We start from the raw sequence: 24548 nt of genomic DNA, 5'->3' as shown, positions 1-24548 counted from the left end.
GCTCATGCTTCCAGCGCCATGCCGCCGAAGGACACGCCGGCGGAGGTTCCCAGGAACAGCAGCTTCGCGCCTGCTTCGACGCGGCCCTGCCGTCGCGCGACATCGAGCGCGAAGGGAATGGAGGCGGCGATCTGGTTGCCGTAGCGCGCCGAGATGTCGACGATCTTTTCCGGCGCAAAGCCGGTCTGGCGCGCCATGTGGGCGAGCGCGAACGGGCTTGCCTGATGCGGCACGACGAGGTCGACATCCTCATGCCGCCAGCCGGCGCGCTCGAGCAATTCGGCGACGAAGCCATTGAAATGGCGCGAGGTGACTCGGAACAATTCCTTGCCGTCCATGTGGAACAGGCTGTGACGGGCAAACTCTTCCGGCTGGCGATGGAAATCGAAACGCGTGCCGCCGGAGCCGATGCCGCAGGCCTCCCAGGCCGAAGGGTAAGTGCGCATCAGGTTTGCCGCCATCCTGCCCTCGCCGGGCTCGCCCCTCTGCAAGATGGCCGCCGCCGCGCCATCGCCGAACAGTGCCGCGACCTCCGGCTGCTCCTCCCACGGCAGAGCCCGCGAGGCGACCTCGGAAGAAAACACCAGCGCCGTTTCGCATTGCCCGGCCCCGATCAGGCGGGCGGCGGTCTCGAATGCGGTGAGAAATCCGAGGCAGGTGCTGTTGACGTCGAAGGCGGCGGCCGAACCGTCCGCCAGGCCGAGGCGCTGCATGACCAAAGGCGCCGTCGACGGCAGCGGCTGGTAAGGCACGCCGCAGCCGCCGATGATGAGATCGACGGCGCCGACCTCGATCCCGGCATCGGCGAGCGCCAGACGCGCCGCCGCGCAAGCGAGGTCAATCTGCGATTCAGCCTCGCAGACATAGCGCTCGACAACGCCCGTGGCGGCTTCGAGTTTGCCCTCGGCGAGGCCGAGCTTTTGCTCCAGCGCGCGCGACGTCACGCATGAAGCCGGCACCGCCCTGCCGGTTCCGATGATCCTGACCCGCATTCTCAACCCGCCGAATGAGTTCGCGTCTATAACCCGGATTGCGTGTGATGGTAATGATGTGTCTCGAAATGCCGGCTGGCTCCGGCGAGTAGTGCTCCGTCGACCGAGGTGCCGGATCAGGCCGCCACCTCGACGGCCATTCCGGCGGCCCTCCACTCGGGCATGCCATCCGCGAGCCGGCGCGCGGCATAACCGTGGCTGCGAAGTGCCGCCACCGCCTCGAAGGACATCACACACCATGGACCGCGGCAGTAGGCGACGACTTCCTTGTCCTTGCCGAGCTCGGCAAGCCGGGCCGGAAGATCGCCAAGCGGTACGTTGATCGCGCCTGGTACGTGGCCGAGCGCAAACTCGTCCGGCGGGCGGACATCGATCACGGTCACCAGCCCATCGCGCATGCGCGTGGCCAGTTCCTGGCGCGTGACCGGCTCCATGTCGTCGCGGGCTTCGAAATAGCCGCGCACGATGCGGTCGACTTCCGCCAGATGGCGCTCGGCGACGGTGCGCACTGAGGCAAAGGCCGCCAGCCCGCTGTCGTCCACGAGACGGTAGTTGACGAACTTGCCGTTGCGCTCGGCCGACAACAGCCCGGCGCGGCGAAGTGTCTGCAGATGCTGGGAAACGTTGGCGATCGGCAGGCCGAGCTTCATTGCCAGCGCCTCGACGCTGCGCGGACCCTGCGCCAGGTGCTCGATCAGTTCCAGCCGCTGCGGATGGCCGAGCGCCTTGGCGACGATCGCGAACTGCTCGTACAGCTTCTGTTTCGGATTGCGGATTGACATCGACTTCCAGGTCACGATACATCATTCAATAAAATCATTGAATGACAGCCCCCAGCCGAGCTGTCAAGCTTTCGCCCGTTCGCGGGCGCGCCGGAGCGTGGCGATGATCCTGAGACAATTCCTTCATTCGCAGCCGGTCGGCGCGTCCTATCTGTTCGGTTGCGGCGGCAAGGCGGCCGCAGCCGTCGTCGATCCGATCGGCGACATCGCGCCCTATCTCGAGGTAGCGCAAACGACCGGCATGCGCATCCTCTACGTCATCGACACCCACATCCACGCCGATCATATTTCGGCGGGCCGCGCGCTCGCCGCGGCCGCCGGTGCCGACTACGTGCTGTTCGAGGGCGCGCAAGCCGCCTTCCCGTTCCGGGCGGTCAAGGATGGCGATGTCCTCGAACTCGGCAACGTGACCGCGACGGTCATGCACACGCCCGGCCATACGCCGGAGCACATAACGCTGCTGGTGACCGACCGCACCCGCGCGCCGGAACCGTGGTTCGCGCTGACCGGCCACACGCTGATGGTAGGCGACGTCGGCCGCACCGAACTCGCCTCCAACGCTGAGGACGGCGCCAGGGCGCTGTTTGCGAGCGTCGGGCGGCTGAAACAACTGCCCGATCATATCGAGGTGCTGCCCGGGGCCTTTTCGGGCTCGGTCTGCGGACGGTTTCTGAGCGGCAAGCCGACGTCGACGATCGGCTTCGAGAAGCGCTTCAACAAGGCCTTCCGCATCGACGACGAGGCCGCGTTCGTCCAGGCGATGACCGCCGATATTCCACCACCGCCGCCCGATGCAGCCCATAACCGCGCCTCGAACGCTGGCGCTGCGCAGTGACGGCGGCGGTGGCCGAATCCTCCATCGCACTCGGTCTCAAGGCAAACTGGCGGCAATTCGCCCTGCTGGTCCTTATCAACGCCTTCGTCGGCGGCATGGTCGGCATTGAGAGAACCGTGGTGCCGCTGATCGGCTCCAAGGAGTTCGGCATCACCTCGACGACGCTGGTCGTTTCCTTCATCGTCAGCTTCGGCGTGGTGAAGGCCTTCGCCAACCTCGTCTCCGGCCAGCTTGCCGACAGCTGGGGCCGCAAGCGCGTGCTGGTGCTCGGCTGGATGTTCGGCCTTCCCGTGCCGTTCATGATCCTGTGGGCCCCTAGTTGGAGCTGGATCATCGCAGCCAACGCCCTGCTCGGCGTCAGCCAGGGGCTGGCCTGGTCGATGACGGTGCTGATGAAGGTCGACCTCGTCGGGCCGAAGGGGCGCGGACTGGCGGTCGGCCTGAATGAGTTCGCCGGCTATTTCGCCGTCGGCATCACCGCTTTCCTGACCGGCTATCTGGCCGGGCAATACGGCCTTCGCCCGGTCCCCATCTATCTCGGGATCGGCTACGCGATCGTCGGAACCGCGCTGTCGGTCCTGCTGGTGCGGGACACGCGCGGGCATGTCCAACTGGAGGCGGCAAACGTTGCGAAGGCGGCCTCTCCCCTCACCTTTCGCGAAATCTTCGCCTTGACCTCGTTCCGCGACCCGAACCTGTTCGCGGCCTCGCAAGCGGGGCTGGTCAACAACCTCAACGACGGCATGAGCTGGGGCATCTTCCCGCTGTTCTTCGCCGCGAACGGCCTCGGCGTGGAGCGGATTGGAATTCTGAAAGCCGTCTATCCGGTCGCCTGGGGGGTGCTTCAGGTCGCCACCGGACCGCTCAGCGACAAATGGGGCCGCAAGGGCCTGATCGTGGCGGGCATGTGGGTTCAGGCGGCAGCCTTGCTGCTGACCGCCCTCACCCGCGACTTCCGCTGGTGGCTGGCGGCAAGCCTGCTGCTTGGGCTCGGCACGGCGATGGTCTATCCGAGCCTGATCGCTGCCGTGTCCGATGCATCCCACCCGTCGTGGCGGGCGCGCTCGCTCAGCGTCTATCGCTTCTGGCGCGACCTCGGCTACGCGATCGGCGCGCTCTCGGCAGGTCTTGTCGCCGACTTCTTCGGCTTCGCCTGGGCGATCGGATCGGTCGCGGCGCTGACATTTGTCTCAGGCGCTGTCGTTGCCCTCATGATGCGCGCACCGGACAGAGGGCCAAACAGCTAGAGTGTGGTCCGACATGGCCGGTTCGCAGCCTTCCGCGTCCGCCTCTAAGCCTTGCGCTCCCAGCGCCGGTCGGACGTCTGCTGCCAGTAGGTCACCGTATGGCCGGCATCCTTCATCGTCTTCCAGTGGCTACGCGCGCCTTCGAGCTGGGCCGTGTCGTGGCCGTCGAACAGGAAGACGGCGCGCTCGTAGCCGCCGAGATCCGCAGGTGCCGCGCCATCGACGAGGAAGCGGATCTGAGCCTGGTTCGGATTCTCCTGCCCCGTGGTCAAAAGAATCGGCTGCTCGGCCGGATAGGCCTCGCGGTCGGTCGTATGCGCCAGGAAGGAATCGTCGCGGAACGTCCACAGGTGCTGGTCGAGCGCGTCGCGCCGCTCCTCGGTGCCGGTCTGCACCACGGCGCGCCAGCCGCGGTCGACACTGCGCTCGAGCAGCCCCGGCAACGCATCTTCCAGCGTCGATTCGGTCAGGTGATAGAACAGGACTTCGGCCATGGCGTTGGCCTCATCCCTCGTAGTGGTCGCGCACCAGCCGGTCGAGCAGCCGGACGCCGAAGCCCGAGCCCCAGGACTGGTTGATCTCGCTCGGCGGCGAGCCCATCGCGGTGCCGGCGATGTCGAGATGCGCCCAGGGGGTTTCCTTGACGAAGCGCTGCAAGAACTGCGCGGCGATGATGGCGCCGCCATAGCGGCCGCCGATGTTCTTCATGTCGGCGTTCTTGGAATCGATCAGCTTGTCGTATTCAGCGCCCAGCGGCATGCGCCACAGCCGCTCCTGCGTCGCCTGCCCGGCATTGGCCAGCCTCTCTGCCAGTTCGTCATTGTTGGAGAAGAGGCCGGCGTAGTGCTGGCCGAGCGCCACCATGATGGCGCCGGTCAGCGTCGCCAGATTGACCATGAACGCCGGCTTGAAGCGGTCGTTGCAGTACCAGAGCGCATCCGCCAGCACGAGGCGGCCTTCGGCGTCGGTGTTCAGCACCTCGATGGTCTGGCCCGACATCGAGGTGACGATGTCGCCAGGGCGCTGGGCGTGGCCGTCGACCGCGTTCTCAACAAGGCCGATGACACCAATAACGTTGGCCTTGGCCTTGCGCGCGGCCAGCGCATGCATCAGCCCGGTGACGGCGGCGGCACCGCCCATGTCACCCTTCATGTCCTCCATGCCGGAAGCCGGCTTCATCGAATTGCCGCCGGTGTCGAAGGTGACGCCCTTGCCGACAAAGGCGACGGGGCTCGCCTTGGCTTTGCCGCCGTTCCACTGCAGGACGGCCATGCGGGCGCCGCGCGGCGACCCTTGAGCGACGCCGAGCAGCGAGCCCATGCCGAGTTTCTTCATTTCCTTCTCGGTCAGGATCTCAACGGTGACGCCGAGCGCCTCCAACTCCTTGGCGCGGGCGGCGAATTCCACCGGGCCCAGCGCATTGGCCGGCTCGTTGACCAGGTCGCGCGCCAGAAGCACGCCGTCGATCACCGCCACCTCGTCGGCGAAGGCCTTTTTCGCCGCGGAAGGATCGGCGCAATGGATGGTCACCTTTGCCGGCTTCTTCGGCTGTCCGTTGTCCTTGTCCTTCTTCGTCTTGTACTTGTCGAAGGCATAGCTGCGCAAAAGGATGCCAGCCGCGACGTTCGCCGCTTGCCTGCCGCCGGCCTGGGCGCCCGCAACGTCGAGCACGACGGCGACCTCGGCTGCCTTGCGCAGCGATGCGGCGATGCTGCCGCCGAGTTTCAGCCATGCATGATCGTCGAGGCTGGAAGCCTTGCCGGCGCCGACCGCCACGAGACGGTCGAGTGCTGTTCCTTGCGGCGCGAACACCTCGACGACGCTGCCGAACTTGCCGGAGAAATCCGCCGCCGGAAACGCCCGCGCAAGCGTGCCGGCCGGATCGCAGGCCTTGGCGGCATCGCTGACGCCGCCATCGTCCGCCGCCAGCACGAAGACGCTGCCCTTCCTCGACGTTGCGGTCTGGGGTGCGGCGAATTTGGCGAAGGCGATCGTAGGTGTCGAATTCATCAGGTGCTGCTTTCAGGGGTGCTGGGTGCCGGACAACGGCTTTCAAGAGTGCGCGACATTTGGTCGTTTTACGGCATTTGGCAAGACTTTGGCCGAAATCGCAGCCTATATGCGCGCCTCGATCACTATCGGATTCGCTGCGGCATGACACCACCCTGTTGTCGCAACTTATTGTTAACCATCAATGTTTTGCATTTCTTATCCATTGGAGCCGACACTCCGCCCGCCGGGGCGAGTGATGTGGGAAGAGAAACCGGATCGAGCCGCCGATGGAGCCAGTTGTGCAGGCGTCGCCGGATGACTACTTTGTCCGCGGGCATGATGCCGTTCGGCAAAATCGAGAAAAGCCTTCATGAAGGTCGTTGAACGCTACATCATGCGTCGGACATCGGCGGTCTTCCTGGCTGCGCTGACCTGGACGCTGGCGATCGTGTGGACGACGCAGGTGCTGGCCAAGATCGACCTCGTCACCGACAGCGGCCAGTCGGCGCTGACCTTCTTCGAGGTCGCGGCGCTGATCATCCCGACGATCATCCCGATCGTCGTGCCGTTCGCGCTGGTGGTGGCGGTCGCCCAGACGCTCAGCGTCATGAACACGGATTCGGAACTGGCCGTGATCAATGCCGCCGGCGCCTCGCGCTGGACCATCGCGCGGCCGATCCTGCTCCTGGCGCTGGCGGCAAGCGTGTTTTCCTTCGTCGTCGACAATGGCGTCGACCCCTATGCCAGGCAGAAGAACCGGCAGCTGGTGGCGGCTTCGCGCGCCGACCTGGTGTCGCTGATCATCCAGGAGGGCACGTTCCGCAAGATCGACGACGGCCTGTTCCTGCAGGTCGGCGAACGGCTGCCCGACAACAAGCTGGGCGGCATCTTCGTCGCCGATTCGCGCGAGGAAGGCGCCAACCTGATCTATTACGCCAAGAGCGGCAGCATCGTCGAAAAGGGCGACGAGAAGGTGCTGATGATGAATGACGGCGTCATCCATCGCAAGACGCTGACCGGCGACCTCTCGGTCATCCGCTTCACCTCCTACGCCTTCGACCTCTCGGCCTTCATGTCGGCCGCCAACGAAATCACGCTCCTGCCGAAGGACCGCACGACCCAGTACCTGCTCAACCCGAGCCCCAACGACAAGATGTTCCAGCGCAACCCGGGCGAGTACTCGGCCGAACTCGAGCAGCGTTTTTCCGAATGGTCCTACTCGCTGGTGTTCGCGCTGATCGCGCTGGCGGTGGCAGGCGACGCGCGTTCGCATCGCGAGGCGCGCATCCACCCGCTGATCACCGCAATCGTCATTGCGCTGTTCGTGCGCTGGCTTGGTTTCTTCGCCGCCGGCAAGGCGGACAAGGTTCCGCAATACGCCTATATGGTCTTCGGCGTGCCGATCGTGGCCTCGGCGATCGCCGGCTGGTTCATCCTCTCTTCGAGAACCATGGAACTGCCGGTCGCTTGGGCGGACTGGATGACCAACCTCGCCAGCCGCGCCGGCGAAACCTGGACAGCCCTCAAGCTGCGCTTCTCGCGCCGGGCTACCGGCCAGGGAGCCGGCTGATGGGCTGGACTCTGGGCCGCTATTTCTTCTTCCGCTACGTGTCGATCACGGTGTGGTTCTTCCTCGGCCTTTTGGCGCTGGTGTTCCTGATCGACTTCACCGAGCTGTCCGGCCGCACCACCGGCCTGCCGGGCTTTACCTATGGCACGGCTTTCGCGATTTCGGCGCTCAGGATGCCGATGATCATGCTGCAGACGGTGCCGTTCGTCGGCCTGTTCTCGGCGATGGCGACGCTGGTGTCGCTCAACCGCAAATACGAGCTGGTCATTGCCCGCTCGGCCGGCGTCTCGGCCTGGCAATTCCTGTTGCCGTGCTGCATCGGAGCGCTGATGGTCGGCATGCTGTCGGTCGGCGTGCTCAACCCGGTGGCGGCGCATGCCTTCTCCTGGTCCGAGCGGATGGAAAACCAGCTGCGCGCCGGCAAATCCAACACCGTTTCGGCCGACTCGACACCTTGGATCCGGCAGAAGACCGCCTCCGGCGACACCATCATCGGTGCCCGCGCCATCCTCAACCAGGGACTGGAGATGGCGGATACCGTCTTCTTCGTGCTCGATCAGCAAGGCAACATCGTCGAGCGCAAGGACGCGGCGCGTGCCTTCCTGCGCGACGGCTATTGGGAATTGCAGGACGTCAAGGTCTTCAAGAACGGCACCATCCGCTCCGAAGCGACCGACCGCGTGGACACCAATCTCAAGCCGGAATTCGTGCAGGAGCGGCTTGCCCGGCCGGAAACGATTCCCTTCTACGACCTGCCGGGCAAGATCGAGGTTGCCCGTTCCTTCGGCCTCAAGGCAAATGCCTTCGCCATGCAGTTTGATTCGCTGGTGGCGTTGCCGTTCCTTCTCGTCGCCATGACGCTGATTGCGGCAACAGTATCAATGCGATTTGCAAGGATGGGGCAGTCGGCGACGATGATTCTGGGTGGCGTCCTCGCCGGCTTTCTGCTTTATGTCGTTTCGGTATTGGTCAAGGCATTCGGCGTGGCGGGATTCGTGCCCACAGCCGTGGCTGCATGGGTTCCGGTTGTCGTGGCTATGTTCTTCGGGGTGACGTTCCTGCTTTACAAGGAAGACGGCTAGTGAGGGAGGCGGTTTTGCGCAGCCATAGGCAGGCCGGTTTGGCGCGCCTTTATGGGGCGAGCGCCTTGGCATGCCTGTTCGCCTGCGCGGTCCCGCTGGCCCCTGCGCTGGCGCAGGACGTCACCGACATGGCGACGAACGTTCCTTCCGGCTCGCAGATGCTGCTTGCCGCCGATACGCTTGTCTACAACAACGACGATCAGACCGTGACCGCCGTCGGTGCCGTGCAGATCGACTATGGCGGCAACAAGCTCGTCGCCCAGCGCGTCGTGTACAACCGCAACACCAAGCGCATGGTCGCCAGCGGCGCCGTCGAGATCATCAACAGCGACGGCACCAAGATCAATTCCGAGCATCTCGACATCACCGACGATTTCGCCGACGGCTTCGTCAACGCGCTGCGTGTCGAAACCCCGGAAAAGGCCTATTTCGCCGCCGAAAGCGCCGAACGCATGGGCGGCGTGCTGACGACCTTCCACAATGGCGTCTACACGGCTTGCGAACCCTGCGAGGACAAGCCGGACAAGGCGCCGACCTGGCGCGTCAAGGCGCGCAAGATCATCTGGAACGGCGAGAAGAAGACGGTTCGCTTCGAGAACGCGAATTTCGAGTTCTTCGGCTTTCCGCTTGCCTATCTGCCGGCGTTCGAGATCGCCGACCCGACGGTCAAGCGCAAGAGCGGCTTCCTGATCCCCGGCATCAACTACAAGACCGACCTCGGCTTCGGCGTCAAAGTCCCCTATTATTTCGCACTGTCGCCGACTTACGACCTCACCGTCACCGGCACCGGCTACACCAAGCAGGGCTTCCTCGGCGAGGCCGAGTGGCGCCAGCGCTTCAACAATGGCGAGTACACGCTGAAGATGGCCGGCATCCGGCAGGAGAGCCCGGAAGAGTTCATCAACAGCAGCGGCGTCAATGTCGATTCCGGCCCCGCCAGCGATCCGAACAAGTTCCGCGGCATGATGGGCACCAAGGGCCAGTTCGCCATCAATCCGCGCTGGAATTTCGGCTGGGACGTGCTGCTGCAGAGCGACAAGAATTTTTCGCGCACCTACTCCATCGACGGCTTCAGCGACGTCACGCATCAGTCGACGATCTACCTGACCGGCCTCGACGGCCGCAATTACTTCGATGTGCGCGCCATGCGCTTCGAGGTCCAGGAGAACACGCTGTCCAGCGATCCGTCCGCCCGTGCCGCCCAACAGCCATGGGTGCTGCCGTCGCTCGACTACGCCTATATCCCCGACATGTCGGTGGCCGGCGGACAATTGTCGTTCAACGTCAATGCGCGGGTCATCAGCCGCGACCGGCTGGATCAGGCCTTCGAAACTCCCTATGACGACAGCACGCCCGTCGAGCGGGTGCGCGGCATCGAAGGCCAGTCGAGCCGCCTCACCGCCGAAGCCGAATGGAAGCGCACCTTCACCACCGATGGCGGCCTGCAGCTGACGCCGCTGCTGGCGCTGCGCGGTGACGCCGGCTATGTCAACGCGACCTCTAACTCGCTCGCCGCCATCAACGAGATGGCGACGAATCTCGGCGTCGACGACAATATGCGCACCTCGCTGGCGCGCTACATGGCGACCGCGGGGCTCGAAATGCGCTGGCCGGTGCTGTTCTCGATGCCGAGCTCCAGCCATATCGTCGAACCGATGGCGCAGGTGTTCGTGCGCCCGAACGAGCAGTATGTCGGCGGACTCGCCGTACCCAACGAGGACGCGCAGAGTTTCGTCTTCGACGCCACGACGCTGTTCGAGCGCGACAAGTTCTCCGGCTATGACCGCATGGAAGGCGGCACCCGTGCCAATGTCGGTTTCCGCTATTCCGGCGCCTACGACAATGGCTGGAGCACCAACGCGATCTTCGGCCAATCCTACCAACTGGCAGGCCAGAATTCGTTCACCGCGCCCGACCTGGTCAATGTCGGCGCCTATTCCGGACTGGACAAGCCGACCTCCGACTATGTCGGCCTGATCGGCTTCAGCAGTGCGAGCGGCTTCTCCGGCTCGGTCAGCGGCCGTTTCGACGAACAGAGTTTTGACGTCCGGCGCGCCGAGGTGAAAGCCGCCTATTCCGGCCTGCCGGTTTCGCTCAGCGCCAAATATGCCTTCATCCAGGCGCAGCCGCTCTACGGCTTCACCACCGATCGCCACGAGGTCACGCTCGGCGCCTCGACGCATCTTGCCGAGAACTGGCGCGTCTTCGGCACCGGCACCTACGACCTGAAGCAAAGCGTGCTGGTCAAGGACGGCGTCGGTTTTGCCTATAATGATTCCTGCTTCACCTATTTGATGACGTTCTCCGAATCGCGCGACACGATCACCAAGGAAGTGTCGCAGAATGTCGGCTTCAACCTGTCGTTCCGCACGCTCGGCGATTTCGGCACGTCACAGAGCTCGATCGACACGATCCAGTAGAGACGGGCCAGTAGCAGACTGGGCCATGCGCTGGTGACATCGTTTCGCCGTATAGAGCGGGCACGGGTTTCGATCACAGCGCATGACTCCGAAAATCGATCTCGATTTTCGGAAAGGATCATGCGCAAAGTTAAGATGCTACAGCATCCTTTGCGCGTCCGAGGAACGCGCGGCGCTGTAGGAGCGGGATGGAATATTTGGGATGCTCTCGATGAGGAAATATCTGTTTTCGGCAGGATTCGCGCTGCTGATCGCGGCAGCCTCGGTCTCGATTACGGTCATGACGCCGCCGGCTTTCGCCAGCGAGATCAAGTATGTCGTCAACAACGTGCCGATCACCACCGGCGACATCGCGCATCGGGCCGCTTTTCTAAAACTGCAGCGCAAGAAGGGCGATGCCGCCCAGGAAATGATCGACCAGACGCTGCGCATGGCCGAGGTTAAGCGCCTCGGCATCAAGGTCACCGATGAGCAGGTCGACGCCGCCTACCAGCGCTTCGCCACGAACAACAAGATGCAGCTCAAGCAGCTGGACGGCGTCATGGCGCAGTCGGGTGTCGGCAAGGAGCATTTCAAGGAGTTCATCCGGGCCCAGATGGCCTGGAACCAGGCGCTTTCGGCCCGTTATCGTTCGGGTGACGGCGGCTCCGTGACCGAACAGGACGCGGTCAGGCGCATGCTCGACAAGGGCGGCTCCAAGCCGACCGCCATGGAATACATGCTGCAGCAGGTCATCTTCGTGGTGCCGGCGTCGGAACGCAGCGCAACCCTTGGCAAGCGCAAGCGCGAGGCCGATGCCATGCGCGCCCGCTTCAACGGCTGCAACACCACGCGCGAATTCGCCAAGGGCCTGATCGACGTCACCGTTCGCGATCTTGGCCGGGTACTGGCGCCGCAATTGCCGGCGGAATGGGCCGACCAGATCAAGGCCACCAAGGTCGGCGGCGCCACCGCCACGCGCGAGACGGAGCGTGGCGTCGAGTTCATCGGCATCTGCTCGTCGCGCGAGGTCTCCGACGACAAGGCCGCGCAGATGGTGTTCCAGAGCGAAGGCAACAACGACAAGAACGCCGACGATCTCAGCAAGAAGTACGTCGAGGAGCTGCGGAAGAAAGCCCGCATCGTCGAGCGCTAGGCCGTGGTCGGACAAGACGGAGCCCTGCCCTCTCTCGGTCCGGACGGGTCCGCCGGCAAAGCGGCATAGACATGCGCCGGACAGATGCCCCGCTGGCCTTGAGCGTCGGCGATCCATCCGGTGTCGGCCCGGAGATCGCCATCGCCGCATGGCAGGCCGGCGACAGCGCCGGCGTGCCGCCCTTTTATCTGCTTGCCGACCCGGCGCTGATTGTGGCGCGGGCGCGCCAGATCGGCGCCAACGTGGCGATCGCGGAAACCATGCCAGAGCAGGCAGCGCGGATCTTTCACCGCGTCCTGCCGGTCGTGCCGCTCGACGCCACCCAGGTCGACAGGCCCGGCAGGCCCGACAAGGCCAACGCCGCCGGCACCATCGAGGCCATCGACCGCGCCGTGGCCGACTGCCTCGGCGGCCGCGCTGCGGCGGTCGTCACCTGTCCGATCGCCAAGAAGCCGCTCTACGACGCGGGCTTCCGCTTTCCCGGCCACACCGAATATCTGGCGCATCTGGCATCACTCCATACCGGCGCCGAGGTGACGCCGGTGATGCTGCTTGCCGGTCCGGAATTGCGCACCGTTCCGGTCACCATCCATATCCCGCTCTCGGAAGTGCCGAAGGCGCTGACGACGGAGCTGATCGTCACCACGGCCCGCATCACCGCCGCCGACCTCGAGAGCCGCTTCGGCATCGCCAGGCCGAGGCTGGCGATAGCCGGCCTCAACCCGCATGCCGGCGAAGGCGGCTCGATGGGCCTGGAGGACCAGCGCATCATCCGCCCGGCGGTCGAGCAGCTGAGAGCGGAAGGCATCGACGCCTTCGGGCCGCTGCCGGCCGATACGCTGTTCCATGCCCACGCGCGCGCCAGCTATGACGTGGCGCTGTGCATGTATCATGACCAGGCGCTGATCCCGGCCAAGGCGCTGGCCTTCGACGAGGCGGTCAACGTCACGCTCGGCCTGCCCTTCATCCGCACCTCGCCCGACCACGGCACCGCCTTCGACATCGCCGGCCAGGGCATTGCGCGCGCCGACAGCCTGATCGCGGCGCTGCGGCTCGCCCGCCGGCTTGCCGACAGCGGGACGGAAGCAGCTGCCGCATGAGCGCATCGGCATGAGCATCGACGGGCTGCCGCCGCTGCGCGAGGTGATCGAACGCCACGGGCTGCAGGCGAAGAAGGCGCTTGGCCAGAATTTCCTGCTCGACCTCAATTTGACCGGCAAGATCGCACGCGCGGCCGGCGACCTCAGCGAGACCACTGTGATCGAGGTCGGCCCCGGCCCAGGCGGGCTGACGCGGGCGCTGCTTTTCAGCGGCGCCAGGCGGGTCGTCGCCATCGAACGCGACGAGCGCTGCCTCGAAGCGCTGGCACAGGTCTCGAACCACTATCCAGGCCGGCTCGAGATCATCCCGGGCGATGCGCTGAAAACGGATTTTTCCGCCCTTGCCGAGGGCGCCTCGGAAGGCGGCCCGGTGAAGATCATCGCCAACCTGCCCTACAATATCGGCACCGAACTGTTGATCCGCTGGCTGACGGTGACAGCATGGCCACCCTTCTATGCTTCGATGACGCTGATGTTCCAGCGCGAGGTGGCCGAGCGCATTGTAGCCAGTGCCGGCAGCGACGCCTATGGCCGGCTCGGCGTGCTGGCCGGCTGGCGCACCGAGGCGAGGATCGCCTTCGACGTGCCGCCGCAGGCATTCACGCCGCCGCCCAAGGTGACGTCGTCGGTGGTGCATCTGGTGCCGCGCACGAGCCCCTTGCCCGCTGACGTGACGAAACTCGGCCGCTTCACCGAGGCCGCCTTCGGCCAGCGGCGAAAAATGCTCAGGCAGAGCGTGAAAAGCCTTGGCGGCGAAGCCCTGCTCACCCGCGCCGGCATCGACCCGACGCGGCGCGCCGAAACGCTCAGCGTCGAGGAATTCGTGCGGCTGACGAACGCGGTGTGAGAAGCTGCCGATCTCCCCCCTCGTGGGGGAGATGTCCGGCAGGACAGAGGGGGGCGCGAAGGATCACTACCTCTGTCTGGTCGACCTAACCAACGGCCGTCAGCCGGCTTAGGATGGAGTCTAATTCACTCGAACGCCGGCGGGACAGCGCCCCCCTCTGCCCTACCGGGCATCTCCCCCACAAGGGGGGAGATTGGCGCTCCACCGCCTCAATCCGTCTTCTCGTCCAGCAGCCCCGAGACGAAGTCGAAGAGACCGGGCCGGCGGTCGCGCCTCAGCCGCTCGGCGATGACGATGCCGCGCACTTCGGCGAAGGCGCGATCAAGATCGTCGTTGACGATGACGAAATCATATTCCTTCCAGTGCTCGATCTCGTTGCGGGCGTTCTTCAGCCTGGTCTCGATCACCGATTCCTGGTCCTCGGCGCGGCGCTTCAGCCGTGCCTTCAACTCCTTCATCGACGGCGGCAGGATGAAGATCGAGACGATGTCGACGCGCATCTTCTCCTTGAGCTGCTGGGCGCCCTGCCAGTCGATGTCGAACAGCATGTCGCGCCCTTGCGCCAGCGCCAGTTCCGCCGGCTCGCGCGGGGTCGCGTAGCAATTGCCGTGCACCTCGGCCCATTCGAGCAGCGCATCGGAATCGCGCAGCCGTTCGAACTCGCGCATGGTGCGGAAATGATAGTGGACGCCCTCGATCTCGCTGCCACGGCGCGGCCTGGTGGTGACCGAGACCGACAGTTCGAGGCTTGAATCGCTTTCCAGAAGATTGCGCGCGATCGTCGACTTGCCGGCGCCGGACGGCGACGACAGAACCAGCATCAGCCCGCGGCGGCGGATGCGGGAACCCAAATCCCTGGCGACCATTCGGGCTACTCCAGATTCTGGACCTGTTCGCGAAACTGATCGACGACCGCCTTCAGTTCGAGCCCGATGGCGGTCACCGCGGCGGCGTTCGACTTGGAACACAGCGTATTCGATTCGCGGTTGAATTCCTGCGCCAGAAAATCGAGCTTGCGGCCGATGGCGCCGCCATTGGCGAGCAGCACCCGTCCCGATGCGACATGCGTCTTCAGCCGGTCGATCTCTTCGCGGATGTCAGCCTTGGTGGCGAGGAAGGCCGCCTCCTGATGCAGCCGGCTGGCGTCGAGATTGGCGGAGGCATCCATCAGCAGGCGGACCTGCTCGGCAATGCGCTCGCGGATCGCCGCCGGCTCGCGCGACGGATCGGCCTCGGCCCTCAGCGTCAGCGCCTCGATGGCGTCGATATGGCCGCTGAGCAGCGAACGAAGCGCATCGCCCTCGCTCTGGCGCGCCTGCTCCAGCCCGGCGAGCGCCACGTCCAGCGCCGACAGGATCGCCGCATCGAGCGCGGCCCGCGCCTCTTCGGTCTCGATGGTTTCCGGCATATCCAGCACGCCACGTAGCGCCAGCAACCCATCGGCCGTCGCAGGGGCCAAGCCGAACTGCTCCTGCAGCCGCTTGGCCAGTCCCGCCAGATCCTTCAGGAAGGCCTCGTTGACCACGGGCTGGGTTTGCGCGCCGGCGGCCCGGCCGACGGTCAGTGTCGCCTGGAAGTTGCCGCGCGAAAATCGCTTCTGCATCGTCTGCCTGACGGCCGGCTCCAGCCGCTCGAAGCCTTGCGGCAGCCGCAGCCTGACCTCGACGCTCTTGCCGTTAACCGACTTGACCTCCCAGGCGATCGAGGTGCCCTGGTGTTCGGCGACCGCGCGCGCAAAACCGGTCATGCTCTGCAAATTCATGATGCCCGTACGCCCCTTGGCGCGTGATCCCGGAACCCGTTCCCGATCAAACCACGCGCGGCTACAAAATGCCGAAACGTCCAATGCCTTCAAGCCGGCGCCGTACGTTTTCTTCAAAAATCAGCGCATCGCTTGCGTTAAACCCGCAAGGGATGATTTCAAAACCGCCCGGCGCTACTGGGCGGCCCCCGCATCGCCACCGGCGTCGCCGCTATCGCCGGCATCGGCGGGGGCATCGGTCTGGCCTTCCACCTTGGCTCCGGCCTTGGCGGCGTCGTCGGCCTGCTTCTTCTGCAGTGCCCGGTAGCGGGCGACGTTCTGGTTGTGCTCTTCCAGCGTCGAGGCAAAGACGTGGCCGCCGGTGCCGTCGGCGACGAAATAGAGGTCGTCGGTCTTGGACGGGTTGGCGACCGCCTCGAGTGCCGCACGGCCCGGATTGGCGATCGGCGTCGGCGGCAGGCCGTTGATCAGATAGGTGTTGTAGGGTGTCTGCTTGTCGATGTCCGACTGATAGATCGGGCGGTCGGCGGGTTTGCCCTTGCCGCCGAACAGGCCGTAGATGATCGTCGGATCGGACTGCAGCCGCATGCCCTTGGCCAGCCGGTTGAGGAAGACGGCGGCCACGCGCGAGCGCTCGTCGCCCTTGCCCGTCTCCTTTTCGACGATCGAGGCAAGCGTGACGAAGTCGTCGATATTGGCCAAGGGCAGGTCAGGGGCGCGCCGCTGCCAGACCTCATCGACCAGCTTCTTCTGGTCAGCCAGTAGCTTGTCGACAATCTGCTGGCGCGAGTAGCCGCGGGTAAAGCGCAACGTGTCCGTGGCAAGACTGCCCTCGGGCGGAACGGTCTTGGGCATGTCGCCGCTCAGCGTATCTTCTTGGGCAACGCGCTGCAGTGCCTGCTCGACCGTCAGCCCCTCCGGGATGGTCAGCGAATACATCACCGACTTGCCGCTCTTCAAAAGCTCCATGATGTCGCGCATCGAAGCCCGCGGCTTGATCTCGTACTCGCCGGGCTTGAGCACCGAATCATTGCCATAGGCGCGCACGCCGAGGCGGAAGATGCGGGCGTCGCTGATCAGCTCGCGCCGCTCGAGCTGTTCAGCAATGTCCTGGACAGGCGTGTTCGGCTTGACCAGGAAGGTGTCGCCGGCGGCAGACGGGCCGGGCTCGTTGAAGGCCTGCTTGCCGAAATAGAGCGCGGCGCCAGCGGCCAGAATCATCAGCATCACCATCGAGATGACGAAGTTCATGAACACGACGACCTGGCTGCGCGAGGCGCGCGAGCGCCTTGGCGGCGGCGTGCCGGCCTCGGGCCGCAAGGCCTCGGCGGCCGTCTTCGGCACGATCGGACTGGATGCGGCCTGCTGCTGTCCGAATTCTCCGCCGCCCGGATTTGTGTTCATAGCGCCCTACCATCTGTCATTGCGACGAATCCCCTGGGGCAGAGTAGGGGCGAATATGGCAAAAATGACGACAGGGTGCGAGGACGCCTGCCTGCCGGCCGTTCAGCCATTGTAGCGTTGGAAGACGAGCGAGGCGTTGGTGCCGCCAAAACCGAAGGAATTGGACAGCGCCACGTCGATCTGTCTGGAACGCGGCGTGTTCGGCACCAAGTCGATCGCCGTCTCGCGTTCCGGGTTGTCGAGATTGATGGTCGCCGGCGCGATGTTGTCCCTAATGGCGAGGATCGAAAAGATCGCCTCGGCCGCACCCGCCGCGCCCAGCAGATGGCCGATCGACGATTTGGTCGACGACATCGAGATCTTCGACGCCGCGTTGCCGACCAGCCGCTCGACGGCGCCGAGCTCGATCGTGTCGGCCATGGTCGAGGTGCCGTGCGCGTTGATGTAGTCGACGTCGGCGGGCGACAGCTTCGCCCGGTTCAGCGCCGCCGTCATGCAGCGGAAGGCGCCGTCGCCGTCTTCGGCGGGCGCGGTGATGTGGTAGGCGTCGCCGGTCAGGCCATAGCCGGTGACCTCGGCATAGATTTTCGCGCCGCGCGCCTTGGCGTGTTCGAGTTCCTCGAGCACGACGACGCCGGCACCCTCGCCCATGACGAAGCCGTCGCGGTCGCGGTCATAGGGACGGGAGGCTTTTTCCGGTGTGTCGTTGCGCTCGGTCGACAGCGCCCGGCAGGCGGCGAAGCCGGCAAGCGAAAGCCGGGTCACCGGCGATTCGGCGCCACCGGCCAGCATCACGTCGGCATCGCCGAAGATGATCAGCCGGGCGGCATCGCCGATGGCATGCGCGCCGGTCGAGCAAGCGGTGACGACGGCGTGGTTCGGGCCTTTCAGCCCGTGCCGGATCGACACCTGGCCGGACACCAGGTTGATGATGTTTCCCGGAATGAAGAACGGGCTGATGCGGCGCGGTCCGCGCTCGTGCAGGATCAGCGCGTTCTCGGCGATGCCCTCGAGGCCGCCGATGCCGGAGCCGATCATGACGCCCGTGGCGCAGCGCTCCTGCTCGGTCTGGGCCTCCCAGCCGGAATCCTTCAGCGCCTCGTCGGCGGCCGCAATCCCGTACAGGATGAAGTCGCCGATCTTGCGCAGTTCCTTCGGCTCGAGCACGGCTTCGGGATTGAGCGAGCCGTCGGAGCCGTCACCGCGCGGAATGACGTGGGCGATCTTGCAGGCAAGATCCTCCACTTCGAATTCGGTGACGCGCTTGGCGGCGCTGCGGCCGGTCAGCAGTTCCTTCCAGCCATGCTCGAAGCCCATGCCGAACGGCGAAACCAGGCCAAGGCCCGTGACGACGACACGCCTCATCGCAGGTCCTCCCCGGTAATGCCTGCGAAAAGCCTCAGGCCGAAGCCTTGTCGATGTACTTCACGGCATCGCCGACGGTCAGGATGGTCTCGGCCGCATCGTCCGGGATCTCGACGCCGAATTCTTCTTCGAAGGCCATGACGAGTTCGACCGTGTCGAGGCTGTCAGCGCCCAGATCGTCGATGAAGCTCGCCTGCTCCGTCACCTTGTCGGCGTCGACGCCAAGATGCTCGATGACGATCTTCTTGACGCGCTCTGCGGTGTCACTCATTTGGGGCATCCTCGTCTTTTGGTTGTCTGTCTTCGTTAGCGGGCGGAATGCCGCTAATCAAGCTGAAAGATGGTCCTGCCGGAAACACAACAAACAGGACCGGTTTTTGCCCGAACCGCCGGGTTGCGGGCCGCATTACACGAAAAATGGCCGAGGTCCAAGCCGAAATGGGCCTTTTCACAACCCGCCGGACCTTGGTCCGTCAGATCATGGCCATGCCGCCATTCACATGAATGGTCTGGCCGGTCACATAGGCCGCTTCATTGGAGGCGAGATAGGCGACGGCCGAGGCGACCTCGGCGCTGGTGCCCATGCGCCGGGTCGGGATCGCCGCCATGATCGTCTCCTTCTGCTTGTCGTTGAGCTTGTCGGTCATGGCCGATTCGATGAAGCCCGGGGCGACGCAGTTGACGGTGATGTTGCGGGTGGCGATCTCCTGCGCCAGCGACTTGGAAAAGCCGATCATGCCGGCCTTGGAGGCGCAGTAGTTGGTCTGGCCGGGATTGCCCGTCACCCCGACCACCGAGGTGATGTTGATGATGCGGCCATGCCGGCGGCGCATCATCGGATGGGTGAGTTCGCGCGTCAGCCGGAACACGGCTGTCAGGTTGACCTCCAGTACCGCATCCCAGTCGGCATCCGACATGCGCACGAACAGGCCGTCCTTGGTAATGCCGGCATTGTTGACGAGGATGTCGACGCCTTCAAGATCGGCCTCCGCCTTCTGGCCGAGCGCCTTGACCTCGTCACGGTCGGACAGGTTGGCCGGAAACAGTTTGACCCGGTCGCCGAGCTCGGTGGCCAGCGCCTCCAGTTTTTCGACGCGGGTGCCGTGCAGACCGACGATGGCGCCCTGCGCATGCAGCACTCTAGCGATCGCCTCGCCGATGCCTCCGGTTGCGCCGGTGACAAGCGCCTTGCGGCCGGTCAGTTCGAACATGTCTTTTCCTTCTCTCTAGTCGGACAGCCGTCGAGTTTGGCTATCTGTAGACGTCGCCGCGGCGGCCTATGGTCACTACCAGAATGACGAGCCGATCGTCCTGCACATCGCAGATAATCCGATAGTCTCCAACCCGATACCTCCAAAAGGTGGCAAGCGGCCCCTTCAGCGGCTTGCCAGCCTCACGCGGATTGTCGAGGACGGCAATACGGTTCTCAATGAAGTCGCGGACGCGGTGACGTGTTTGCGGATCCAGTTTTTCGATGAATTTGCGCGCCGAACGGGCGTATTCAAGCGTCCAGGCCACGCCAGAAGTCCTCGGCTTTCACGACCTCTTCCTCGCCGCTTCTGATACGCTCCAGAACTTCGGCTGCGAGGTAGTAGTCCTCTACGTCCTCAAGACCGCGTTCGATAAGCTCACGCAGATAATAAGCCTTGCTGCGACCGGTCTTGGTCGCAAGAAAATCCAGACGCTCTTCGATTTCGGGAGCAAGGCGGATTGAGGTTGGCATTTCCGAACTCCTGTGAATACATGTATTCATGTACTGCAACGGGACTAGGAATTCAAGTTCACAACGCCGCCAGCGCCGCCTCGACGTCGGCCGCCGTGCCAACGGCGGCGGTCGCGACATCGCGGTTGATGCGTCGCGCCAGACCCGACAGCACCTTGCCGGCGCCGACTTCGTAGAGCGTCGTGACCCCATTGGCGCCAAACCACTCCACCGTTTCGCGCCAGCGCACGCGGCCGGTCACCTGGTCGACCAGGCGGCGGGCGATCTCGTCCGGATCGCTGGTCAGCGTGACCGAGACGTTGGAGACGACAGGCACCAGCGGCGCGTTCTTCCTGACGCCGGCCAGCGCCTCGCGCATGATTTCGGCCGCCGGCTTCATCAGCGCCGAATGAAAGGGCGCGGAGACCTGCAGCATCAGCGCCCGCTTGGCGCCCTTTTCGGTGCAGAGTTTTGCCGCCAGCTCGACCGCGGCCCTGGCGCCCGAAATCACCAGCTGGCCGCCGCCATTGTCGTTGGCGATCTGGCACACCGAGCTTTGAGCGGCTTCAGCGCAGGCGGCTTCGACATCGGCCTGCTCCAGCCCGATAATGGCCGCCATGGCGCCCTCGCCGGCCGGCACCGCCGCCTGCATGGCATTGCCGCGCACGCGCAGCAGGCGCGCCGCATCGGCGACCGAAACGAAGCCGGCGGCGGCAAGGGCCGAATATTCGCCCAGTGAATGGCCGGCGACGTAAGACACCTTGTCCTTCAGCGAAAAGCCGCGCGCCTCCAACGCCCGGATTGCGGCCAGCGACACCGCCATCAGCGCCGGCTGGGCGTTGGCGGTCAGCGTCAGCGTCTCCTCCGGTCCTTCCCAGATCAGTTTCGACAGCTTTTCGCCGAGCGCGTCGTCGACTTCCTCGAAGACCTTGCGCGCCTCGGGAAAGGCATCCGCCAGATCCTTGCCCATGCCGACAGCCTGGCTGCCCTGTCCCGGAAAGGTGAATGCGACGGCCATTTGGGCTTCTCCAGAGGCTGGTTTTTCCCTGCCTGTGACGCAAGGCGGACGGCCAAGTCAAGCCCGCGGGCAGCGTTTCAGCCTTCGTTGCGCCCGGAAAAACCGGACGAGTCCCTGATCCGAAAGCCTTTTTGGCGATCACACCTGATGAAAACCGCTCACGAATCGTTTGCTGGCTCTTCTTATTTTCGCCACAGCCGCTAGCTTTTGGATGACAGTTCTATGACAGATCAGTGACGCGAGTGGGAAAGACGCGTTGCGTGGGCCGGGGGAAGTGAAGTGGCAAGGATCGGAAAGGGCGTGGCCAAACACGCGCCGCAGTTTCTGGAAGGCGATCCGTCCACCGGCTATTTGCCGGGGCGGAAGTGGCCGGTCGTCCGCTATGGCCTGATCAGCCTGCTCGCCTCCGCCATACTGGTTTTTGCCATCGAATGGATCGTGCGCGGCGACTTTTACGGCACCGTAGGCTTCTTCCTGCAACCCTTCAAACCGGGCTGGACCACCATCATCGTGTTCGCGCTGGTGCTGGTTGGTCTCGACGCCGTGCTCGGCCGCAGCCACCAGAGCCTGATGATCGTGGCGCCGCTGACGCTGGCGCTGGCCTTTGTCGGCCACCAGAAGTCGCATTATCTCGGCGACCCGCTCTATCCGACCGATTTCCTGTATTCCAGGCAGATCATGTCGCTGATGCCGCTTTTGGTGCGCGAGCGGCCGATGACCGCCATGGCCATCGCGATCGGCATCGTCGGCGGCCTGTCGCTGCTCGTCTATGGCTGGCGGCAGTGGCGGCGCCGGGTGCCGATCCTCAGCCGCAAGGGACGCCTTGCCAGGCTGACGCTGACCGTGCCGCTGCTCGCCTTCTTCGTCTCGATCATGGACTACGCCACCTTCTCATGGACGCGCGACCGGCTGCAGATCATCCCGATCATGTGGGACCAGAAGGAAAACTACGCCTCCAACGGCTTCGCGCTGGCCTTCGCGCTCAATGTGCCGATGGCGCATGTCTCGGCGCCGGCTGGCTATTCCGACAAGGCGATCGCGGCGATCGACAGGCCGGGGGTGACGGCATCGGTGCCGGCCGACAAACCCGACATCATCATCGTGATGAGCGAATCCTTCTGGGATCCGACCAAGCTGCCCGGCGTCACCATCACGCCGGATCCGATCCCCAACGTGCGGGCACTGCGCTCGGGCTACATGTTCTCGCCTGAGTTCGGCGGCATGACGGCCAATATCGAGTTCGAGGCGCTGACCGGCTTTTCCAATGCCTTCCTGCCGGCCGGCTCCATCCCCTACCAGCAATATGTGCGCTCGCCGACGCCCTCGCTGGCCACCTTCCTGAAGAGCGAGGGCTACAGGGCGCGCGCCATTCACCCGGGCACCAACTGGTTCTGGAACCGCGGGGCGGTCTATGCCGATTTCGGCTTCAACGACTTCCGCTCGGAAGAGACGCTGCCGCCGATGCAGAAGCGCGGACCGCTGGCCTCCGATGCGGCAATGACCGACGAGATCATCCGCGAGGCCGACGCCAGCGAAGACCCGGTCTTCTTCTTCGCCGTCAGCCTGCAGAACCACGGTCCCTACGAGCCTTATCGTTATTACAATCCGACCCACAAGGTGCAGGCGCCAATCAGCACATGGGCGCGGGAATCGCTGCTCAGCTACACCGAAGGCTCCGCCGATGCGGACCGCGGCCTAGAGCGCCTGATCGAATGGGCCAGGAAACGCGAGCGGCCGACGGTGGTCGCCTTTTTCGGCGACCATCTGCCGCCGCTCGGACCGGTCTATGTCGAGACCGGATTCATGAAAGACAATGTCGCGCCGCGCAAGGAACCGGCCGACCAGATGCTGGAGCATCACCAGACGCCGCTGATCATCTGGTCGAACCGCACCGGTCCGGCCGAGGACATGGGCGCGGTCAGCCCGGCCTTCCTGCCCTACCACATATTGACCACGGCCGGCATCACGCATCCCTATTACACCGGCTTCCTCGGCGTGCTGCGCGAGCGCTACCGCGTCGTCGACCGCAACCTTCTCTTGACGCCGGCCGGCGAGGCGACGCCCGACTGGGCGCGGCAGAAGAAGATCGACCCGGCGATCAACGATTTCCGCCTGCTGCAATACGACATGATGTTCGGCAAGCGCCGCGCGGCGCCCGACTTCTTCCCGGAAACGATCAACAGGCTCGTCGCCCACACGAGCTGAAGTCTGGAGTTCTTCGGCCCTGCGACGCCAAGGACGCTGTCTGCAACACCGCTTGCCCTTGCCTTCCAGCCGGATTGCTGTATAGACGCCCGCAATCTGCCGGTCCTTGCTGGGGGCTGAACGGAGGGCCGTTGCTTTTCTCGAAAAGCGGTGTGTGAAGCCAGAAGCGCTTCCGCCTCCCGTGTCTCCGCTCTCGACCGTCTCGAAATGCTCCTTTCTTCCCGCCCCCCTTTTACTGGGAATCAGCGGTCAGAGAAGTTGCAGAGGCTTTTGCCGCGAGAACCGGGAGAGAAACGAAGAAAGGCACTGATACACTATGGCTCTCTACGAACATGTGTTCCTTGCCCGGCAGGACCTCTCGCAGCAGCAGGTCGATGCGCTTGTCGAGCAGTACAAGGGCGTCATCTCCGCCAATGGCGGGTCCGTCGGCCGGGTCGAGAACTGGGGACTGAAGTCCCTCACCTACCGGGTCAACAAGAACCGGAAGGCATACTACACGCTTATGGACCTCAACTGCCCGCCGGCAGCGCTCAACGAGATGGAGCGCCAGATGGGCCTTTCCGAGGACGTGCTGCGCTTCCTGACCGTCAAGGTCGAGGCGCATGAGGAAGGCCCGTCGGCCATGATGCAGAAGCGCGAAGAGCGCTCGGAACGCGGCGGCTTCGGCGACCGTGACCGTGGCGATCGTGGCCCGCGTTCGTTCGGCGACCGCGATCGCGGCGACCGTGGCGATCGTCCGCCGCGCTCGTTCGGCGACGCCGGTGGCGATCGTGGTCCGCGCCGTCCGCGCGAAGGCTTTGAAGGGGGTGCAGAATAATGGTCGACATCAATCAGATCCCGACCCGGCGCCCGTTCCATCGCCGCCGCAAGACCTGCCCGTTCTCCGGCGCCAACGCGCCCAAGATCGACTACAAGGACGTGCGCCTCTTGCAGCGCTACATTTCCGAGCGCGGCAAGATCGTGCCGTCGCGCATCACCGCCGTCAGCCAGAAGAAGCAGCGCGAGCTCGCCAAGGCGATCAAGCGCGCCCGCTTCCTCGGCCTGCTGCCCTACGTGGTTCGCTAATCTCTCTGATGCGGGCGGTTCGCCG

Annotated in this window: 25 protein-coding genes; 12 read left to right on the top strand and 13 right to left on the bottom strand. The window is 64.7% G+C overall.

Annotation, left to right across the window (positions count from 1 at the left end):
• Positions 1 to 2: 2 nt before the first annotated feature.
• Together DH08_RS22130 and DH08_RS22125 are read right to left on the bottom strand one after the other, a co-directional pair.
• The gene (locus DH08_RS22130) at positions 3 to 992 is read right to left on the bottom strand and encodes a 3-oxoacyl-ACP synthase III family protein (protein WP_192181314.1); all 990 of its coding nucleotides are present in this window, start codon (positions 990 to 992) and stop codon (positions 3 to 5) included.
• 116 nt (positions 993 to 1108) lie between these two features.
• Entirely contained in the window at positions 1109 to 1774 is a 666-nt protein-coding gene (locus DH08_RS22125) for an ArsR/SmtB family transcription factor (protein ID WP_192181350.1), read from the bottom strand.
• A gap of 103 nt (positions 1775 to 1877) precedes the next feature.
• On the opposite strand from DH08_RS22125, the gene DH08_RS22120 reads away from it, so the two are divergent.
• Both DH08_RS22120 and DH08_RS22115 read left to right on the top strand, forming a co-directional pair.
• The gene (locus DH08_RS22120) at positions 1878 to 2609 is read left to right on the top strand and encodes an MBL fold metallo-hydrolase (protein WP_192181313.1); all 732 of its coding nucleotides are present in this window, start codon (positions 1878 to 1880) and stop codon (positions 2607 to 2609) included.
• Positions 2610 to 2617: 8 nt separating this feature from the next.
• Positions 2618 to 3856 carry an MFS transporter gene (locus DH08_RS22115; RefSeq protein ID WP_192181312.1) on the top strand — a complete coding sequence of 413 codons (1239 nt, stop codon included), beginning with the start codon at positions 2618 to 2620 and terminating at the stop codon, positions 3854 to 3856.
• 44 nt (positions 3857 to 3900) lie between these two features.
• Here DH08_RS22115 and DH08_RS22110 read toward each other — a convergent pair whose 3' ends face one another.
• Both DH08_RS22110 and DH08_RS22105 read right to left on the bottom strand, forming a co-directional pair.
• Positions 3901 to 4350: a DNA polymerase III subunit chi gene (locus DH08_RS22110; protein WP_192181311.1), complete on the bottom strand. Its 450-nt coding sequence runs from the start codon at positions 4348 to 4350 to the stop codon at positions 3901 to 3903.
• Between the two features lie 10 nt (positions 4351 to 4360).
• Positions 4361 to 5866, bottom strand: coding sequence for a leucyl aminopeptidase (locus DH08_RS22105; RefSeq protein WP_192181310.1), 1506 nt, complete (start codon positions 5864 to 5866; stop codon positions 4361 to 4363).
• A gap of 25 nt (positions 5867 to 5891) precedes the next feature.
• On the opposite strand from DH08_RS22105, the gene DH08_RS36960 reads away from it, so the two are divergent.
• The 7 genes from DH08_RS36960 to rsmA all read left to right on the top strand — a co-directional run bounded on the left by DH08_RS36960 (position 5892) and on the right by rsmA (position 14002).
• The gene (locus DH08_RS36960) at positions 5892 to 6014 is read left to right on the top strand and encodes a hypothetical protein (protein WP_282595054.1); all 123 of its coding nucleotides are present in this window, start codon (positions 5892 to 5894) and stop codon (positions 6012 to 6014) included.
• Positions 6015 to 6218: 204 nt separating this feature from the next.
• Positions 6219 to 7418 (top strand): LPS export ABC transporter permease LptF, encoded by a 1200-nt coding sequence (gene lptF, locus DH08_RS22100; protein WP_192181309.1) that lies wholly within the window; start codon positions 6219 to 6221, stop codon positions 7416 to 7418.
• Complete coding sequence (gene lptG, locus DH08_RS22095) at positions 7415 to 8500, top strand: LPS export ABC transporter permease LptG (RefSeq protein WP_192181349.1); 1086 nt, start codon at positions 7415 to 7417, stop codon at positions 8498 to 8500. The genes lptF and lptG overlap by 4 nt, the downstream gene beginning before the upstream one ends.
• A complete protein-coding gene (locus DH08_RS22090) occupies positions 8500 to 10920 on the top strand; it encodes an LPS assembly protein LptD (RefSeq protein WP_192181308.1) in 2421 nt (806 codons plus the stop codon). The genes lptG and DH08_RS22090 overlap by 1 nt, the downstream gene beginning before the upstream one ends.
• 202 nt (positions 10921 to 11122) lie before the next feature.
• Positions 11123 to 12055 carry a peptidylprolyl isomerase gene (locus DH08_RS22085; RefSeq protein ID WP_192181307.1) on the top strand — a complete coding sequence of 311 codons (933 nt, stop codon included), beginning with the start codon at positions 11123 to 11125 and terminating at the stop codon, positions 12053 to 12055.
• 71 nt (positions 12056 to 12126) lie between these two features.
• On the top strand, positions 12127 to 13155 hold the full coding sequence (gene pdxA, locus DH08_RS22080) for a 4-hydroxythreonine-4-phosphate dehydrogenase PdxA (protein WP_192181306.1): 1029 nt from the start codon (positions 12127 to 12129) through the stop codon (positions 13153 to 13155).
• 10 nt (positions 13156 to 13165) lie between these two features.
• Positions 13166 to 14002, top strand: a complete 837-nt coding sequence (rsmA, locus tag DH08_RS22075) for a 16S rRNA (adenine(1518)-N(6)/adenine(1519)-N(6))-dimethyltransferase RsmA (protein ID WP_192181305.1) — start codon at positions 13166 to 13168, stop codon at positions 14000 to 14002.
• Between the two features lie 209 nt (positions 14003 to 14211).
• Here rsmA and gmk read toward each other — a convergent pair whose 3' ends face one another.
• From gmk to fabD, 9 genes are all read right to left on the bottom strand, one after another.
• Positions 14212 to 14868, bottom strand: coding sequence for a guanylate kinase (gene gmk, locus DH08_RS22070; RefSeq protein ID WP_192181304.1), 657 nt, complete (start codon positions 14866 to 14868; stop codon positions 14212 to 14214).
• A gap of 5 nt (positions 14869 to 14873) precedes the next feature.
• A complete protein-coding gene (locus DH08_RS22065) occupies positions 14874 to 15764 on the bottom strand; it encodes a YicC/YloC family endoribonuclease (protein WP_192181303.1) in 891 nt (296 codons plus the stop codon).
• Positions 15765 to 15938: 174 nt separating this feature from the next.
• The gene (gene mltG / locus DH08_RS22060) at positions 15939 to 17168 is read right to left on the bottom strand and encodes an endolytic transglycosylase MltG (RefSeq protein ID WP_192181302.1); all 1230 of its coding nucleotides are present in this window, start codon (positions 17166 to 17168) and stop codon (positions 15939 to 15941) included.
• A gap of 102 nt (positions 17169 to 17270) precedes the next feature.
• Positions 17271 to 18533, bottom strand: coding sequence for a beta-ketoacyl-ACP synthase II (gene fabF / locus DH08_RS22055; RefSeq protein WP_192181301.1), 1263 nt, complete (start codon positions 18531 to 18533; stop codon positions 17271 to 17273).
• A gap of 34 nt (positions 18534 to 18567) precedes the next feature.
• Positions 18568 to 18804, bottom strand: a complete 237-nt coding sequence (locus DH08_RS22050) for an acyl carrier protein (protein WP_006203723.1) — start codon at positions 18802 to 18804, stop codon at positions 18568 to 18570.
• A 202-nt stretch (positions 18805 to 19006) separates the two neighbouring features.
• The gene (gene fabG / locus DH08_RS22045; RefSeq protein WP_192181300.1) at positions 19007 to 19744 is read right to left on the bottom strand and encodes a 3-oxoacyl-[acyl-carrier-protein] reductase; all 738 of its coding nucleotides are present in this window, start codon (positions 19742 to 19744) and stop codon (positions 19007 to 19009) included.
• A 40-nt stretch (positions 19745 to 19784) separates the two neighbouring features.
• Positions 19785 to 20051: a type II toxin-antitoxin system mRNA interferase toxin, RelE/StbE family gene (locus DH08_RS22040; protein WP_192181299.1), complete on the bottom strand. Its 267-nt coding sequence runs from the start codon at positions 20049 to 20051 to the stop codon at positions 19785 to 19787.
• Positions 20035 to 20256 (bottom strand): type II toxin-antitoxin system RelB family antitoxin, encoded by a 222-nt coding sequence (relB, locus tag DH08_RS22035; RefSeq protein WP_192181298.1) that lies wholly within the window; start codon positions 20254 to 20256, stop codon positions 20035 to 20037. Before relB ends, DH08_RS22040 begins: the two co-directional genes overlap by 17 nt.
• Positions 20257 to 20314: 58 nt before the next feature.
• Positions 20315 to 21253, bottom strand: coding sequence for an ACP S-malonyltransferase (gene fabD, locus DH08_RS22030; RefSeq protein WP_192181297.1), 939 nt, complete (start codon positions 21251 to 21253; stop codon positions 20315 to 20317).
• Between the two features lie 279 nt (positions 21254 to 21532).
• Here fabD and DH08_RS22025 point away from each other — a divergent pair, with 279 nt between their 5' ends.
• The 3 genes from DH08_RS22025 (at position 21533) to rpsR (ending at position 24523) form a co-directional block, all read left to right on the top strand.
• Positions 21533 to 23458 carry a sulfatase-like hydrolase/transferase gene (locus DH08_RS22025; protein WP_192181296.1) on the top strand — a complete coding sequence of 642 codons (1926 nt, stop codon included), beginning with the start codon at positions 21533 to 21535 and terminating at the stop codon, positions 23456 to 23458.
• Positions 23459 to 23774: 316 nt separating this feature from the next.
• Positions 23775 to 24275 carry a 30S ribosomal protein S6 gene (gene rpsF / locus DH08_RS22020; protein WP_192181295.1) on the top strand — a complete coding sequence of 167 codons (501 nt, stop codon included), beginning with the start codon at positions 23775 to 23777 and terminating at the stop codon, positions 24273 to 24275.
• Positions 24275 to 24523: a 30S ribosomal protein S18 gene (rpsR, locus tag DH08_RS22015; RefSeq protein WP_006203718.1), complete on the top strand. Its 249-nt coding sequence runs from the start codon at positions 24275 to 24277 to the stop codon at positions 24521 to 24523. Before rpsF ends, rpsR begins: the two co-directional genes overlap by 1 nt.
• The last annotated feature ends 25 nt before the right edge of the window (positions 24524 to 24548 follow it).

Source organism: Mesorhizobium amorphae (genome assembly GCF_014843845.1).
Taxonomy (GTDB): Bacteria; Pseudomonadota; Alphaproteobacteria; order Rhizobiales; family Rhizobiaceae; genus Mesorhizobium; species Mesorhizobium amorphae_A.
This window is presented reverse-complemented; position numbering and strand designations above follow the sequence as displayed.